Source organism: Sphingorhabdus sp. Alg231-15 (assembly GCF_900149705.1).
Lineage (GTDB): Bacteria > Pseudomonadota > Alphaproteobacteria > Sphingomonadales > Sphingomonadaceae > Parasphingorhabdus.
On the sequence record NZ_LT703001.1, the window covers coordinates 727,820 to 743,198 of the forward strand.

A 15,379-nucleotide genomic window follows, 5' to 3' on the forward strand; every position below is an offset into this window, starting at 1 on the left:
ATGGATATTGCTGCCTACAGTATAAAAAACCGTCTGATCATGTGGATTGTGATCCTGCTTTCGCTTTTTGCAGGCTGGATAGCGTATCAGAATATGCCTCGCTATGAAGATCCTGAATTCACAATCCGCGTAGCACAGGTGTTCACATCCTATCCGGGCGGCACTCCAGAGGATGTTGCCCGCGAAGTTTCTGCACCGCTAGAAGAAGCTCTGCAGGATATGGCTGAGGTCAAAAAGGTCACATCGATTTCGTCGGCTGGGCTTTCCGAGCTCTCGGTTGAAATCAAATTTGAAGCTTCACCAACCAAGGAAGATCTTCAAATAATCTGGACCAAATTGCGGAACAAGATTGCCGATGCGGCGGGAGACTTGCCGCCGGGTGCCGGCCCTTCGCAGGTGTTTGATGACTTTGGCGACGTGTTTGGAATATACTATGTTTTGACCGGCAATGGATATTCGATGGCCGAATTGCGCAGTTATGCCAAGCAATTGCGTCAAGACCTTCTGTCCGTTCAGGGCGTTGGCAAAATCAATATTGCGGGTGAACAAGACGAAGTTATTTATGTCGAAATTCCTCGTCAAAACGCAGCTTCCCTTGGAAACACGGTCAATGCAATTTTCAACCAACTCTCCACGCAAAACACTGTTGTTGCAGGGGGGTCGGTCAAAATTGATAATAGCCGGCTGATCATCTCTCCAACAGGCGATATTGATTCAGTTGAAGCGATAAAGAACCTGCTGGTTTCTTCTGCCGATGGTAACGTAGTGCAGCTAGGCGATATTGCCCAAGTTACGCGCGGATACAGAGATCCAGCGGATTTCATGATGTACTATAGCGGCGAGCCTGCATTGGCGCTGGGTGTCTCTGCTGTGTCAGGCTCCAACGTTGTCCAAATCGGTCAGGATATTTCGGCAAAGCTCGACGAAATCAAGAAACAACGACCGGCTGGTATGGAGCTTCATAAATTCTACAATCAAGCCGAGATTGTGGACCAATCGGTCTTCGATTTTGTAATTAATGTGGTGATCGCGCTCATTATCGTGATTGGCGCTCTTTTCATTTTTATGGGTCCACGCTCAGGTTTGGTCATCGGGATCGGATTGTTGCTCACGATATCTGCCACTCTGGGCATCATGTATATTATCAACATACCCATGCACCGCATTTCGTTGGGTGCTCTGATCATTGCTCTGGGCATGCTGGTAGATAACGCAATCGTTGTTACTGACGGCATTCTGGTTGGTATTCAACGGGGGCGGAAGTTGATCGACACAGCTAGTAACATTGTCCGGCAATCCATATGGCCGCTTTTTGGCGGTACATTAGTTGGTATCCTTGCGTTCGCACCGATTGGGCTGGCGCCGGGCGATACGGCTGAATTCACCGGCGACCTGTTCTGGGTGATCCTCATTTCTCTGCTGTTTAGCTGGATATTTGCGATCACATTGACGCCATTTTTGTGTAGCCTTTTGTTCAAGAATATGAAGGTTACGCAGGATGATGGTGAGGCCGAAAAAGACGGTGCCTTGATGCACCGGTTCAAAGATTTAATTGGAACGTTAATCGGTAAAAAGATCCTCACAATTGGCGGTGCTGTGGGTCTTTTCATTGTTTCGGTTCTTGGCTTTACCCTTGTGACGCCGGGCTTCTTCCCGGCATCTACCACTCCGCAAGTGGTCGTGGATTACTGGCTTCCCGAAGGAACCGATATTAGCAAGACCAATGAAGACATGCGCAAACTTGAGAAGTATGTCTCGAAGCAGGAGGGAGTGGATAACGTCCATACCTTGGTTGGCCGCGGCACATTGCGCTATATGCTGACTTATCAATTTGAATCCAGCAACAGCGCATATGGTCAATTGTTGGTCAAAGTAGACGACTATGATCGTCTGGATACTTTAATCCCGAACGTGCAGAATTATATCGACAAGAACCATACGCAGGCACAGGGGAAAGTTTGGCGATTTGTCCTCGGACCCGGCGGCGGCTCTAAGATTGAAGCCACATTTTCCGGACCTGACCCAAAAGTTTTGCGCGAACTCGCAACGAAGACTAAAAATATATATGCCGAAGACGGCGAAGCTCTCTCTATAAAAGACAATTGGCGCCAACAGGTGCCGATGATCGAGCCGGTCTATTCTGAAGTGAAAGGACGTCGCGCTGGCGTTAGTCGTACTGATATGGGTAACGCGCTTGCTCGGAATTATTCCGGGCAGCAGGTCGGTGTCTATCGAGAAAATGATGATTTGATCCCGATCATGTCCCGCGCTCCAGAAAAAGAAAGGCAGGATATCTCCGACATAAACGGCATTCAGGTATTGAGTGCTTCTGGTGAATCACTGCCAATCGAGCAGATTACAGACGGGGTAAATACCGTGTGGAGGGATAGCCGCTTACGCCGGACAGATAAGGTTTGGTCAATTAAGGCGCAGGCAGACCCGATACCCGGCACCTTGGCTGGAGATCTACAAGCGCGAGTGCAGCCTAAGGTAGAAGCCATTCCATTGCCGCCGGGTTACTCGCTCAAATGGGACGGTGAATCTGGCAGTAGTGAAGAGGCCAATGCACAACTTATGGGGGCGATCCCATTCGGGTTCGGTGCCATGGTCTTGGTTGTAGTCCTCCTTTTCAACGCACTAAAGCAGCCACTAATCATCTGGTCAGTTGTACCGCTAGCGCTTGTTGGAGTTGTCTTTGGCCTGATTGTGATGGGCGTACCGTTTGAATTTATGGCCATATTGGGAGTCTTGTCGCTCGCTGGCCTATTGATCAAAAACGCTATTGTACTGGTCGATCAAATTGATCTGGAAATCAGCGATGGAAAACCCAGATTTGATGCCATCATCGACAGTGCTGCCAGCCGAGTTAGACCAGTATTACTGGGATCGGGCACAACGGTACTAGGAGTTATACCACTGTTTTTTGATGCCTTTTTCAAATCCATGGCAGTGGTCCTGGTCTTTGGCCTCAGCTTCGCGACAATTCTGACTCTCATTCTCATTCCCGTAATCTACGCTGCTCTGTTTGATATCGCGGATGATGAGAGCGCCACACCCAAACCAGCGCCAGATACACCGGATGATGATGTAAGCGGCGAGGAGGCCTTGGCATGAAAAAACCAATGAGAATGGTTGCTCTCTCCGTATCGTTAGTGGCCTTATCAGCCTGTGCTTCGCTTAGCACCGATGCGGATATCCAGCAGGCGGCACAGGCCAGTCTGCCGAGCTTGCCTGACCAGTGGTTGGTTGATGGCGCAACTCCGGGCGAAGTGCAGATTGGCTGGATTGATCGCATAGTGGACCCCTTGCTATCTGAACTGGTACGCGAGGCACAAATCAACAATCGTGATATTCAGGCAGCAGCAGCCAATGTGGAAGCATCGCGTGCTTTAGCGCGTCAGGCGCGTTCCGCCTTATTTCCCTCTGTCGATGCCAATTTCAATGCAGACCGAACGGGGCGTTTCAAAGGCCCGATACCAGATGTCAGTCAATATACCCTTACTTTACAGGCGCAGTGGGAAGCTGACCTATGGGGCCGAGTGCGTTCTGGTAGCCAGGCAGCTTATGCCAGTACACAGGCCGTCGAGGCAGATTTTCGATTTGCTCAATACGCGCTCGCTCAAGCCGTTGCCGCATCCTATTTTGCCTGTCTGGAAGCGCAGCTGCAAATCGGCGTGGCAGAAGAAACCGTTGCTGCACTGGCAGAAATCGATCGAATTGTGAGAGTGCGCTACCGGGAGGGGTTCGCCTCTTCACAAGACACCGCCATTGCGGCCTCCGATCTGGCATCAGCCAGTGATAGTTTGGAGAATGCCAGAGGCGGCGCTCGCCTTGCACGTCGTTCGTTGGAAGTTTTGCTTGGTCGCTATCCAGGCGATCAGATAGAGTTGAAGACGGGATTGCCGATAACTCCCGATACGCCCGCAGCGGGTATTCCATCAAATCTGTTGGAGCGACGTCCTGATATTATTGCAGCAGAACGGCGTGTGGCTGCTGCTTTTGCCAGCCTGGATCAATCCAAAGCAGCACGCTTACCGCTGGTAACCCTTACCGGCAATCTGGGTGGAGCTTCAAACGATTTGACGGACATATTGAACGGCCCCAACCTGATTTGGTCGATTATTGGTAATGTGTTGCAACCCATTTTCGACGGCGGCCTGCGCGACGCTGCGGTCGACGAGGCAGACGCCAACCAGCGGGTCGCTATATCCAGCTATGCGAGCGCCGCCCTGAATGCCTTGCAAGAAGTAGAAAACGGTCTTGATCAGACACAAGTGTTGCGGAAAAGGCAGCAAATCCTGCAAGATGCTGCCGATAAATCGACAACAGCATATCGGTTGACAGAACTGCAATATAAGGAAGGTGAAACAGACCTCATTGACGTGCTAAATATTCAGCAAAGGCTCTTCGCCGCGCAGCGCGATCTCGTCTCGGTCAAAAGGCAGAGAATTGATCAATGGATGGCATTGAATTTGGCATTGGGTGGTGATTGGCAACCAACTGAAGAGTAATAGGACGCAACACATTTTTTGTGGTTCGGTTAAAATGAAAGCACCGAATTGCGGTCGATGCTATCTATTTCCAACGTCCGCTTTTGCGCCCAAAGCGGACACAAGCGTTCTGACAGCTTTATCCCGAAAGCGGACATTGGAAATACGTATCAATGACTGAAGTTAAACTGGATTTTGTCGCCAAATTTCAGTGATAACTCGGACCTTAGATCGAAGTAAATTTCCAAGTCTCTGGCTGGCAGTCGTAACGCTGACTGGTGGTTAACTACTATTTGAATGTCTCTGTATTCCAAATTTTCAAAAATTAGTTCATCAAAAGCATCCCAATTGCTAATCCCAGAAAAACCAAGCTTTACAACATCAGTGATACCTTCAAAGATTTGCTCTTTGCTGATGATCTCGTTTTTAAATGTGACTGTGTATTTTTCCATGGCCCGCAATTAAACTGAGAAGAAGTCTCGGATACCTGCGATCCCACAAGGAATCAAATGAGTTTCAACGTCCATTTTTGCGCTCTTATCAGACGTTAGCTAGCTTCTTGATTTCTCTGATGTCGGTGCAATTGTGCTCGATAAAGTTGAACTAAGCGAATATACGCGTCAGCGTCTTGCCACCTTTTAGGACGATAAACTCCACCCCAAATTGTCGGGAAACGGATGCCCGCTAACCAGAGTTTTTCTACTTTTTTCCACTGGAGCGTATTTGACTTTTTTGGTGCTTTAAAAGATCGCCCCATAGAAGCTAGCGGAGCACGGCAGTTTGGGCATGGTGCCATGCCCTCTCTCAACTCAACTTTGAAGCTGACACGACATTTGAAGCAAGCATGAGCTTCCAACTTGCCGCCGCCCTTCTCTCTGGGCAGTGGTGGCCGTATCACACGGGAGCCGGTTTTCTTCCTGATCTCCATTCTCCGAGCTTTTTCTTCTTTAGTCGTCATTAAACCAGAATAAGGTGCAAAACTTGGCATTGCAATCAATGTCCGCTTTTGCGCCCAAAGCGGACATTAAGAACCTCAGGAAAGCCCTTCATAGCCTTCACTCTTGCAGCGAAGAAGTGTCGCCCTTAGCGCCAGCTAAACCCCAAGCCCGAAAATCCTCGATCCCATGAAAAAAGGCGGGTCCCAAAGGAACCCGCCTGAATTTTCAAACAAAGCGCGAAAAAAATGGGGAGCGCCCAGGCACTCCCCAATTTATTTACTTGTTAACGGCGTCCTTCAAGCCCTTGCCGGCTTTGAATTTTGCTTGTGTTGATGCAGGAATCTGCATTGGCTCACCCGTACGTGGGTTACGGCCAGTTGAAGCTTTACGCTTTGAAGTAGAAAATGTTCCAAAACCTACGAGACGGACTTCACCGCCGCTCTTCAGCGAACCTGTGATAGAATCGAAAACTGCGTCCACGGCTTTGCCGGCATCGCTTTTGCTCAGACCACTGTGGTCTGCAACGCTACTGATAAGATCCTGTTTATTCATAATGGGTATCCCCCCTTCTCTAAAAGCAACTCTTGATTGAATCGCAACTTTGTCTGGGGTCAGTAACAACAAGTGTGCCCCTTGAGTCAAAGGAAAACAGCCAAATTTTGGGTCAAAGATGTAATATTTATGTCAAATGGTGAAAATTGAGACAGTTTTGGTCTTTTTCGGCCATTCTCAATGTGCAGGCGATGCATTCAGGCGCAGAAATTACCCATAACGACTCGCGCTCGCCTGCGGTTAATGCCGGGCTGTAGACCCGGCATCGTCAGAAACCGGAGCGGTTGCATGGCTAGCCAGTTCATCTGCATCGCTCCACTCGATTGGCTCGACCTTTTCAGCCAGGGCCAGAGCCAGAACTTCATCGGCATGTTTGACCGGAATGATTTTCAACTCGGAGGTAATATTATCCGGAATTTCAACCAGATCTTTCTCATTCTCCGCTGGAATCAGCACCGTTTTGATACCACCACGCAGAGCGGCCAGCAGTTTTTCCTTCAGACCGCCGATCGGCAAGACCCGTCCGCGCAGAGTCACTTCACCCGTCATGGCAACATCACGGCGCACCGGAGTGCCGGTAAGTGTGGAGACAATTGCGGTTACGATTCCGACACCGGCTGAGGGACCATCCTTCGGCACCGCGCCTTCCGGCAAGTGGATATGAATGTCTTTTCGGCCAAATACACTAGGCTTGATCCCATATGTCGGCGCGCGGGCTTTAACGAATGACAAGGCGGCCTGAACCGACTCAGTCATCACTTCACCCAGCTTACCGGTCGTCTTGATCTGCCCTTTGCCAGATACCGTGACCGACTCGATTGTCAGCAATTCGCCGCCGACCTCGGTCCAGGCGAGGCCTGTAACAGCACCGATCTGATTTTCTTCTTCACCAACGCCGTGACGATATTTGCGTACACCGGCATATTCAGAGAGCGTGTCAGGCGTAATCTCGACACTCTTATACTCACCTTCAAGTATACGGCGCAGCGCCTTGCGGGCGAGCTTTGCAATCTCGCGTTCCAGCGTCCGAACGCCAGCTTCGCGGGTATAATAGCGAATCAAATCACGCAGAGCATCATCATGCAGCGCGAATTCGCCCTTTTTGAGACCATGCGCATCGACCTGCTTTTCGATCAGGTGGCGCTTCGCTATCTCGACCTTCTCGTCTTCGGTATATCCCTCAAGGCGGATGATCTCCATCCGGTCCAGCAAGGGTTGCGGCAGGTTCAACGAATTGGCTGTCGTCACGAACATGATGTCGGACAGATCTATGTCTATTTCCAGATAATGGTCCTGGAACTTGTCATTCTGCTCCGGATCCAGCACTTCGAGCAGCGCCGATGCCGGATCGCCTCGGAAATCCTGGCCAAGCTTGTCAATCTCGTCGAGCAGGAATAGCGGATTGGATGTCCCGGCCTTTTTCAGGTTCGAGACAATTTTACCCGGCAACGAACCGATATAGGTGCGGCGATGACCGCGGATTTCTGCCTCATCACGCACACCGCCCAGAGATTGGCGGACAAATTCGCGGCCGGTTGCCCGTGCGATCGAGCGACCCAATGAAGTCTTACCGACACCCGGAGGGCCAACAAGACACAAGATCGGGCCTTTCAGCTTGTTTGTCCGCGCCTGCACAGCGAGATATTCCACGATCCGCTCTTTCACCTTTTCCAAAGCGAAATGATCATCGTCGAGGATTTTCTCGGCCTGCTTGATATCTTTCTTCAGCCGCGACTTTTTGCCCCATGGCAGTCCCAGCAACACATCAAGATAGTTGCGGACAACTGTCGACTCGGCCGACATAGGCTGCATGCCCTTAAGCTTCTTATATTCCGCCTTTGCCTTGGCTTTGGCTTCCTTGGAGAGTTTCATCTCCTCAATTTTCTTGCCCAGCGCCGACATTTCATCGCCTTCGCCGTCCTCGCCATCGCCCAGTTCGCGCTGAATGGCTTTCATTTGCTCATTGAGATAATATTCGCGCTGGGTTTTCTCCATCTGGCGCTTAACTCGGCCACGAATCTTCTTCTCGACCTGAAGAACCCCAAGCTCACCTTCCATGAACGCGAAAGCCATTTCGAGACGCTTGACCGGATCACTTTCGATCAACAAGCTTTGCTTGTCCGCTACTTTGACGTTGATATTCGCAGCGACGGCATCGGCCAGACGCGAGGCTTCATCAATCTCGCCAAGCTGTACCACGGTTTCCGCAGGCATTTTCTTGTTGAGCTTCGAATAATTCTCAAATTGCTCAACCACAGAACGCATCAAAGCAGTCGCCTCAGGCCCTTCTACCTCTTGCTCCGCGACCAGATCGACATTGGCCAGCACAAAACCGTCACTTTGCTCATCCAGCGAAACATGCTTCGCGCGCTGTTTTCCTTCAACCAGCACTCGGACCGTCCCATCAGGCAATTTCAGCAGCTGCAATACCGTCGCAACCACACCAAGATCATAGAGCTGATCGCGTCCGGGATCATCCTCGGCTGGATCAAGCTGTGCGACCAGGAAGATTTCCTTGTCGCTGTCCATGGCCTTTTCCAAAGCCACAACCGATTTGTCGCGACCCACGAAAAGCGGCACGATCATATTCGGGAACACCACAATATCGCGCAACGGCAACAAAGGCAGTGCTTTTGCTTGAGGGCTAGCAGCGGATGAGGACTCGGATTGTGACATTAATACTCCAAACTATAGCGCTAATTTCTGCGCTTATGAGCCTATATGGGGCGCTCTAAGATGACTTCAACCACTATAAAGCCATAGTGCAAGGAAAGCGGCAATACCGCTAAAAGGGAAGCTTGAAGCCCGCCGGCAGGCCCATGCCTCCGGTCATTTTGCCCATTTCTTCGTTACTCACCGCATCAGCTTTGTCACGCGCATCATTAAAGGCCGCGGCGACCAGGTCTTCCAAAATGCCTTTCTCTTCGGCCTTCATCAAACTTTCGTCGATGCTGACACCCAATATACGGCCCTTTGCAGTCGCTTTGACCGACACCAGACCACCACCGGATTTTCCCTCCACCTCGATACTGTCGAGCTTGGACTGGGCTTCCTCCATCTGAGTTTGCACGGTTTGCGCCGCTTCTTGCGCCGCTTTGATCATTTCTTCCATTGATTTCATGCTTGTGAGCTCCTTGATTCAGGCCGGGATTCAGCTTGGGCCTGATCTGTATTATTTTCCAGTAACTCCGCATCGGGGAAAGCTTCGAAGGCAGCTTTTACCAGCGGTGTATCCAATATAGCCTGCGTAGCGGCATCCTGATCAAGCTGTGCTTGTTCGGAAATGCTAGGCTTCGCCTTGCCCTGCCCCTCTTTAATCGTCCAGACTGTGCCAGTTGCATCTTTCAGGGCGTCGGTAATTTTCTTAAGGTCAGACGCTGCAATTGGCCGTGCGGATTGATATTCGATGACGGGCGCAGAAAAACTGATGATACGCATATCAGCTATTAATATGCTTTCCAATACCGGCGAGATCGCGCCGATGATAGTAATAACACCCTCAAAGTCCTCAGGTAGGTCGCTCTGAGTTCCATCCTGCTCAGCTTCAACCTGCACCGGTATTTGTGGTGCGACGCGTTCCGGCTCAATGTTTTGAACCGGTGTTTCCGCGACTGGCGCGGGTGGTGCTTCGTGAACAGGTGCAGCTATAGGCACCGGCGCGGCTTCCACGGGCGTTGGAGTCGCCGGAACAGTGCCTTGCGACAACATCTTCGCCAACTCACCGGGATCCGGCATATCGGCCGCGCATAGCACCCGCAGCAATGCCATATCGCACGCTTCGCGCGGCATATGTGCCTGCTGCACCTCTTCATAACCTTTGAGAAGAAGCTGCCATAACCGATGGAGAACAGGGTATGATAATTTCTCAGCCCATTGTCCGAGCTGGGCTTTGGCCTCATCCGACAAGGTGGGATCATTGGCCCGACCAACCTTGTATAATGTCACCTGGTGGCAGAGCGACAAGAGCCCGTTCATCAATGACAAGGGCTCAACACCCACTCGATATTGCTCGTCAATCGCATCAAGCAATGCCCCGGAATCAGCTTCCAGAAGCAATCCGAACAAGCGCCGCACAGCACCACGATCAGAAAGCCCCAGCATCTCGCGGATTTGCGCCGCCTTGACGTCACCGCCGCCTTCCATATCGGCATGGGCAATCGCCTGGTCGAGAATCGATAAGCCATCCCGGACGGAGCCTTCGGCAGCCTGCGCGATGAGATCAAGTGCTTCCTGCTCTGCCTGCACGCCCTCTTTTTCGACGATATGGGCAAAATGGGCAGATAGTTGCTCAGCCTTTATTCGTTTCAGGTCAAAGCGCTGGCACCGTGACAGTACCGTAATCGGCACTTTGTTGACTTCTGTCGTCGCGAAAATGAACTTCACATGTGCTGGCGGCTCTTCCAGCGTCTTCAATAGCGCATTGAAAGCATTTTTCGACAGCATGTGGACTTCGTCGATTATGTATATCTTGTAACGCGCGGAAACCGAGGAATAGCGCACAGCTTCGATAATCTCACGGACATCATCGACTCCGGTATGGCTTGCCGCATCCATTTCGATAACGTCGATGAAACTGCCCTCGGCAATCGACCGGCATGGCTCACATTTACCGCAAGGATCTATGGTTGGACCGCCCTGCCCGTCTTCACCGACGCAATTCAGCGCCTTGGCAATCAGCCGCGCTGTCGATGTTTTACCGACTCCGCGTACGCCAGTCATCAGAAACGCGTGCGCCAGGCGATCGCGTTTGATCGCATTGCCCAGCGTCTGAACCATCGCATCCTGACCAATCAGCTCAGCGAAGCTCGATGGTCGATATTTGCGTGCCAGCACGCGATAAGGCTGCGCAGCAGCAGGCGCAGGATCAACAGGCGCTTCTACGCCGCCAGCGGCAAATATGTCGGGTGAATCGGACATCTGGAGAGTTTAGGCGCAAGCCGCCAGCTTGTCGAAGCTTAAACAGCGATTGGCTATAAAAGCCTGTGTAAATTTTGTGAGTAGGAGCCGGGCGACCCGTAGAAAAATCGTTACGGCTGCTTCCTTCCGGATCTGACCGGGTTGGCGAACACTACGTCCACCCGACTCCCGCTGCGCATATGGCGAGGAGTCGCACAGAATTCAAGTGTGGTGTTACGCGGAAGGCCTAATCCGGAAGCGCAATCAAGCGAATCACCACTCGCGCGACATCCGCCATGGCGGCTTCGACTGCTTGTGCCGATGCCGTCGGGCGATCTGTATAGACCGTAAGAATCACTGGTTTAGTGGCATATTCCGCAGTAGAGGGCCAGATTATCGCCATATCGTTGCTGGCGATCCCTCCCGGAGCCGTTCCTGTCTTATTCCCGACGGGCCATCCCTTCGGCAGACCGGCCCTGATCCGTGATGCACCGGTTTTGCTCTCCTTCATCCATTTTTGCAGTGTCAGCTTGTCGATATCAAGCGGAGCCCCCTCTATGAGGAGTTTCTGCATTAGTCCGGCCATGGCCTCCGGGCTGGTGGTATCGCGCGGATCACCCGGTGCGTTTTCGTTCAATTCAGGTTCGATACGGTCCAGACGCGTGATCTTGTCACCGTTCGCCCGCACAAATTTGGTAAAGGCTTCTGGCCCGCCTGTGGCCTTCAAAATCAAATTTGCCGCTGCATTGTCGCTTGTCATTACCGCTGCGCCAGCAAGCTCGTGCAGAGATACAGGTACTTTTTCTGACAGTTTTTTCTCGACAAACGGCATATAGGGCACGCCGTCGGACGGTTTCAGATTAAATTCTTCGAACATGTCGACGGTACCGGCTTCGTGAGCCGCAAAGAGGACCGAGGCCAAGGGCGCCTTAAAGGTTGAACACATGGCAAAACGTTCGCTCCCGCGATGCATCATGATCAAGGAACCGTTACCATCCATCAGCGCAACGCCAAGCCGTCCACCAATGCGCTGCTCAATGGCCGCCAGCTGCGGCGGATCGACCATTGCGGACTTTGACCGCGTTTCGCCATTGCTGTTCGGCGACACCATACAACCACTGACCAGCAGACCGGATGAAAGCATGAAAGTCCTGCGGTCGATCACCTCTAGACTCCCTGCATATTTCGGCTCTCCGCCGGAATGTGCACGGTCAAGCCATCGAGATCGGGTGTCAGTGTAATCTGACAGGCCAGACGGCTTGTCCGGCGCGCACCAGCAGCGAGATCCAGCATATCTTCTTCCATTTCCGTCGCTTCGGGCAATTTTTCGAAATCCGCAGCATCGACGATCACATGGCAAGTCGAACAGGCCATTTGCCCTTCGCACGTACCTTCGAGAGGCTGGTCATGGATTTGCGCAACCTTCAACAGATCATCCCCCTCGGTCGCTTTTGCAACCATGGTCTGTTCACCATCAGCGCTTACAAAGTTCACCATAATGTCGCTCATGCAAACTGTGCCTCCGCCGCTTCATTGATATATTGTGATGCGATTTCAATATCTTCTAAGCTGTTATAACGACCGAAACCCAGACGAATCGAGGATTTGATCTGCGCTGACTCCAGTCCCAATGCTGCCAGCACATGGCTCGGTCGACCAGATCCACTGGCGCAGGCCGAGCCCGCAGAAAAGGCTACACCGCGGACATCCGACATTAAGCGGGCCACATCAACGCCGTCACGGCGGATATTGAGATTACCCAGATAGCGTTGATCCATTGCGCCGTTGAATATCCAGTTTGCAAAACAGCTTCGCGCTTTATCGGCCAAAGCCTGAATATGGGCTGCATCGTCATCGCTTCTTTCCAAACACAGCGCTGCAGCGCGCCCGAAACCAGCGCACAAGGCCGGCGACAATGTCCCCGAGCGGATCCCTTTTTCCTGTCCGCCGCCATGGATCATTGGCGGCAGATCAATCCCCTCACGCACCCATAAGGCGCCAATGCCCTTGGGGCCATATATCTTGTGAGCCGATATCGCCGCCAAATCGATACTATCCGGAATAATCACCCTGCCATAACCCTGCACGACATCGCACAGCATCAGAGCCCCCTTGTCATGAGCCAGCCCGGCAATCGCTTCGACCGGCTGAATTACACCAATTTCGTTGTTGACCAGCATCGCCGCAACAAGTGCGGTTTTGTCATCAATTGCATCGCTCAACTGTTCCAAAGACACAAGGCCGTCAGGACCTACCGGATGCCTTTCGATCGTGAAGCCATGCTCCGCGAAAGATGAAGCGGTATCGCGGACGGCGGCATGTTCGCTGTCGAGGACGATAATCTTGTTGCGTCCAGCGGCTTTCTGAGCATGGACGGCCCCGAAACCCAGATTGATCGCCTCTGTTGCGCTGCCAGCGAAAAATAGCTTTCCTCCGTCCGGCAATAGGCCTGACACCTGATCCCGCGCGACTTCAACAGCAGCGGCAGCTTTGCGGCCCAGTAAATGCGCGCTGTGCGGATTACCGAAATTGTCACGCAGCCAAGGAACCATGGTGTCAAAGACTTCCGGTGCGAGCGGCGTGGTGGCCTGATTGTCGAGATAAATTGGGTCGTTGGCCATCGGATCAGACCTTGTGCGCTGCGCTAAAAATGGATTTCCATTGCTCGATAAAGTCATAGACATGCGCGCGTGTGGTATCGCGACCGATGCTCACCCGTATCACCTCCCGCGCCGTTGCTTCTTCAATACCCATGGCCTCAAGAACGTGGCTGGGCTTCAACGTGCCCGAGGAACAGGCACTGCCCGCTGATACTGAAAAACCGGCCATATCAAATTTGATCAACTGCGTATTCGCAGCGACACCGGGCATATGATAGCTGCCAATCGTTGCGATACGCGGTGCATTTTCGGCCATGATAGCGCCGCCCTCTGTCTTGATTGCATTGTCGAGATGCGCGCGCAATTCTGTCGCCCTGCCTGCCCAGTTGGCGGGGGCCTCCAAGGCCGCAACCATCGCCATGATATAAGGCAGGTTCTGGGTGCCAGAACGATATCCCTGCTCTTGCCCGCCATGGGCATGCAGCAGGTTCAGATCTTTGATAAGCAGCGCTCCGACGCCGGGAGGGCCGCCAAATTTATGACCCGCAATGATGATCATGTCAGCATCAGGAAGCGGCATTTTTCCAGCAGATTGCGAACAGTCCGCCAGCAGGATCGCACCGCGATCCCGGGTTACCTTGGCCAGTGCCTCCATGTCCTGCATCACACCGGTTTCGTTATTGACCGACTGTATGGCGACCAACGCCTGCTCTTTCTCGCCTTTCAGCATGTGGTTGAGCCGCATCGGTACAACCAGGCCGTTGAGGTCAACCGGTATGCTGCCTGCCCCTTCGGCAAAACGCAGGACCACATCATGCTCGATCGGGGAAACCAGTTGCCGGACGGGCTTGCTCTGTTTCAGCGCAATGGCGATCGCTTCGCTCGCGCCGCTGGTGAATATAACCTCACCATCCCAGTCCAAGGCCGCCTTGAATCGCTTGCGCGCATTTTCGAGCATCGCTCCGGCAGCACGCCCATCTGCATGGGGTGATGACGGGTTTGCCCAATGCGCAAACCCTTCCAGGCAGGCCTTTTGCGCGACATCCAGCATCGGCGTGGTCGCGGCATAGTCCAGATAGATACGTTTCTGTTCAGACATTTTGCTAGGCTAAACCCTTTGACAATTGCGGGATTGAGTTGCGGATTATTTCACTCTCTCTATATAGACGCTTCAATCAGCGCAAAAGCTAATCTGCCTTTTGACGCCATTCAAATTTAAATCTTGACCATAGAATTGAAAAAGCCATGCCTGACGTAATTTTTACCGGACCCGAAGGACGCCTGGAAGGCCGTTTTAGCCCCGGGCCACGTGACCGCGCGCCGGTTGCGATGATCCTGCACCCGCACCCGCAAGCGGGCGGCACCATGAATGATCGCATCACCCAAGCGATGTACAAGACATTCGTGCGTCGCGGCTTTGCAACCCTGCGGTTCAATTTTCGCGGCGTAGGCCGGTCACAAGGCACGTTTGACAATGGCATCGGCGAACTTTCCGATGCGGCCTCAGCGCTGGACTGGGTACAGAGCATCCATCCCGAAGCGCAGACCACCTGGATTGCCGGCTATAGCTTTGGCGCCTGGATCGGCATGCAGCTTTTGATGCGCCGGCCAGAAGTGCGCGGATTTATCTCGGTATCCCCGCCGGCCAATATGTATGATTTCAACTTCCTCGCCCCCTGCCCGTCTTCCGGGATCATCATTCAGGGCGTGAATGACGAAGTCGTGACACCGGTGGCGGTTCAGAAACTTGTCGACAAGCTGCGGACCCAGAAACATATCACGATCCATCATGATGAAATTCCGCGCGCCAACCATTTCTACGAAAATGAAATGGAGCTGCTGATGGGGTCAGTCGATAATTATCTCGACATGCGCCTCGCCCCGGATTCGCCGATCAAATAAG

Annotated in this window: 12 protein-coding genes and 1 other RNA gene; 3 read left to right on the forward strand and 10 right to left on the reverse strand. The window is 52.5% G+C overall.

The window, feature by feature from the left end:
- Both DG177_RS03475 and DG177_RS03480 read left to right on the forward strand, forming a co-directional pair.
- Complete coding sequence (locus tag DG177_RS03475; protein WP_108810225.1) at nt 1-3,114, forward strand: efflux RND transporter permease subunit; 3,114 nt, start codon at nt 1-3, stop codon at nt 3,112-3,114.
- Nucleotides 3,111-4,511: an efflux transporter outer membrane subunit gene (locus DG177_RS03480; protein ID WP_108810226.1), complete on the forward strand. Its 1,401-nt coding sequence runs from the start codon at nt 3,111-3,113 to the stop codon at nt 4,509-4,511. The genes DG177_RS03475 and DG177_RS03480 overlap by 4 nt, the downstream gene beginning before the upstream one ends.
- Nucleotides 4,512-5,037: 526 nt before the next feature.
- On the opposite strand, the gene DG177_RS17640 is transcribed toward DG177_RS03480, so the two are convergent.
- The 10 genes from DG177_RS17640 to DG177_RS03530 form a co-directional block, all read right to left on the reverse strand.
- Nucleotides 5,038-5,478, reverse strand: coding sequence for a hypothetical protein (locus tag DG177_RS17640; RefSeq protein ID WP_337658477.1), 441 nt, complete (start codon nt 5,476-5,478; stop codon nt 5,038-5,040).
- Nucleotides 5,479-5,704: 226 nt separating this feature from the next.
- The gene (locus DG177_RS03490; RefSeq protein WP_108810228.1) at nt 5,705-5,980 is read right to left on the reverse strand and encodes an HU family DNA-binding protein; all 276 of its coding nucleotides are present in this window, start codon (nt 5,978-5,980) and stop codon (nt 5,705-5,707) included.
- Nucleotides 5,981-6,220: 240 nt separating this feature from the next.
- Nucleotides 6,221-8,656, reverse strand: coding sequence for an endopeptidase La (gene lon / locus DG177_RS03495; RefSeq protein WP_108810229.1), 2,436 nt, complete (start codon nt 8,654-8,656; stop codon nt 6,221-6,223).
- A gap of 109 nt (nt 8,657-8,765) precedes the next feature.
- The gene (locus DG177_RS03500) at nt 8,766-9,101 is read right to left on the reverse strand and encodes a YbaB/EbfC family nucleoid-associated protein (RefSeq protein WP_108810230.1); all 336 of its coding nucleotides are present in this window, start codon (nt 9,099-9,101) and stop codon (nt 8,766-8,768) included.
- Entirely contained in the window at nt 9,098-10,897 is a 1,800-nt protein-coding gene (locus DG177_RS03505; protein WP_108810231.1) for a DNA polymerase III subunit gamma/tau, read from the reverse strand. The genes DG177_RS03500 and DG177_RS03505 overlap by 4 nt, the downstream gene beginning before the upstream one ends.
- Nucleotides 10,898-10,974: 77 nt before the next feature.
- Nucleotides 10,975-11,069: signal recognition particle sRNA small type (gene ffs / locus DG177_RS03510), an RNA gene on the reverse strand.
- Between the two features lie 54 nt (nt 11,070-11,123).
- On the reverse strand, nt 11,124-12,041 hold the full coding sequence (bla, locus tag DG177_RS03515; RefSeq protein WP_108810232.1) for a class A beta-lactamase: 918 nt from the start codon (nt 12,039-12,041) through the stop codon (nt 11,124-11,126).
- Nucleotides 12,042-12,043: 2 nt separating this feature from the next.
- Nucleotides 12,044-12,385, reverse strand: a complete 342-nt coding sequence (locus DG177_RS03520; RefSeq protein ID WP_337658478.1) for a 2Fe-2S iron-sulfur cluster-binding protein — start codon at nt 12,383-12,385, stop codon at nt 12,044-12,046.
- Nucleotides 12,382-13,497 (reverse strand): aminotransferase class V-fold PLP-dependent enzyme, encoded by a 1,116-nt coding sequence (locus DG177_RS03525; RefSeq protein ID WP_108810233.1) that lies wholly within the window; start codon nt 13,495-13,497, stop codon nt 12,382-12,384. The genes DG177_RS03520 and DG177_RS03525 overlap by 4 nt, the downstream gene beginning before the upstream one ends.
- 4 nt (nt 13,498-13,501) lie before the next feature.
- On the reverse strand, nt 13,502-14,575 hold the full coding sequence (locus DG177_RS03530; protein WP_108810234.1) for an aminotransferase class V-fold PLP-dependent enzyme: 1,074 nt from the start codon (nt 14,573-14,575) through the stop codon (nt 13,502-13,504).
- 146 nt (nt 14,576-14,721) lie between these two features.
- Here DG177_RS03530 and DG177_RS03535 point away from each other — a divergent pair, with 146 nt between their 5' ends.
- Nucleotides 14,722-15,378, forward strand: a complete 657-nt coding sequence (locus DG177_RS03535) for an alpha/beta fold hydrolase (protein WP_108810235.1) — start codon at nt 14,722-14,724, stop codon at nt 15,376-15,378.
- Nucleotide 15,379: the final 1 nt, after the last annotated feature.

What these genes read in the sequence shown, in the direction of transcription:
- DG177_RS03475 (WP_108810225.1), top strand. Translation starts at nt 1, where the DNA reads ATGGATATTGCTGCCTACAGTATAAAAAACCGTCTGATCATGTGGATT.
- DG177_RS03535 (WP_108810235.1), top strand. Translation starts at nt 14,722, where the DNA reads ATGCCTGACGTAATTTTTACCGGACCCGAAGGACGCCTGGAAGGCCGT.
- DG177_RS03500 (WP_108810230.1), bottom strand. Translation starts at nt 9,101, where the DNA reads ATGAAATCAATGGAAGAAATGATCAAAGCGGCGCAAGAAGCGGCGCAA.
- lon (WP_108810229.1), bottom strand. Translation starts at nt 8,656, where the DNA reads ATGTCACAATCCGAGTCCTCATCCGCTGCTAGCCCTCAAGCAAAAGCA.
- DG177_RS03490 (WP_108810228.1), bottom strand. Translation starts at nt 5,980, where the DNA reads ATGAATAAACAGGATCTTATCAGTAGCGTTGCAGACCACAGTGGTCTG.
- DG177_RS03525 (WP_108810233.1), bottom strand. Translation starts at nt 13,497, where the DNA reads ATGGCCAACGACCCAATTTATCTCGACAATCAGGCCACCACGCCGCTC.
- DG177_RS03480 (WP_108810226.1), top strand. Translation starts at nt 3,111, where the DNA reads ATGAAAAAACCAATGAGAATGGTTGCTCTCTCCGTATCGTTAGTGGCC.
- DG177_RS17640 (WP_337658477.1), bottom strand. Translation starts at nt 5,478, where the DNA reads ATGCCAAGTTTTGCACCTTATTCTGGTTTAATGACGACTAAAGAAGAA.
- DG177_RS03505 (WP_108810231.1), bottom strand. Translation starts at nt 10,897, where the DNA reads ATGTCCGATTCACCCGACATATTTGCCGCTGGCGGCGTAGAAGCGCCT.
- DG177_RS03520 (WP_337658478.1), bottom strand. Translation starts at nt 12,385, where the DNA reads ATGAGCGACATTATGGTGAACTTTGTAAGCGCTGATGGTGAACAGACC.
- DG177_RS03530 (WP_108810234.1), bottom strand. Translation starts at nt 14,575, where the DNA reads ATGTCTGAACAGAAACGTATCTATCTGGACTATGCCGCGACCACGCCG.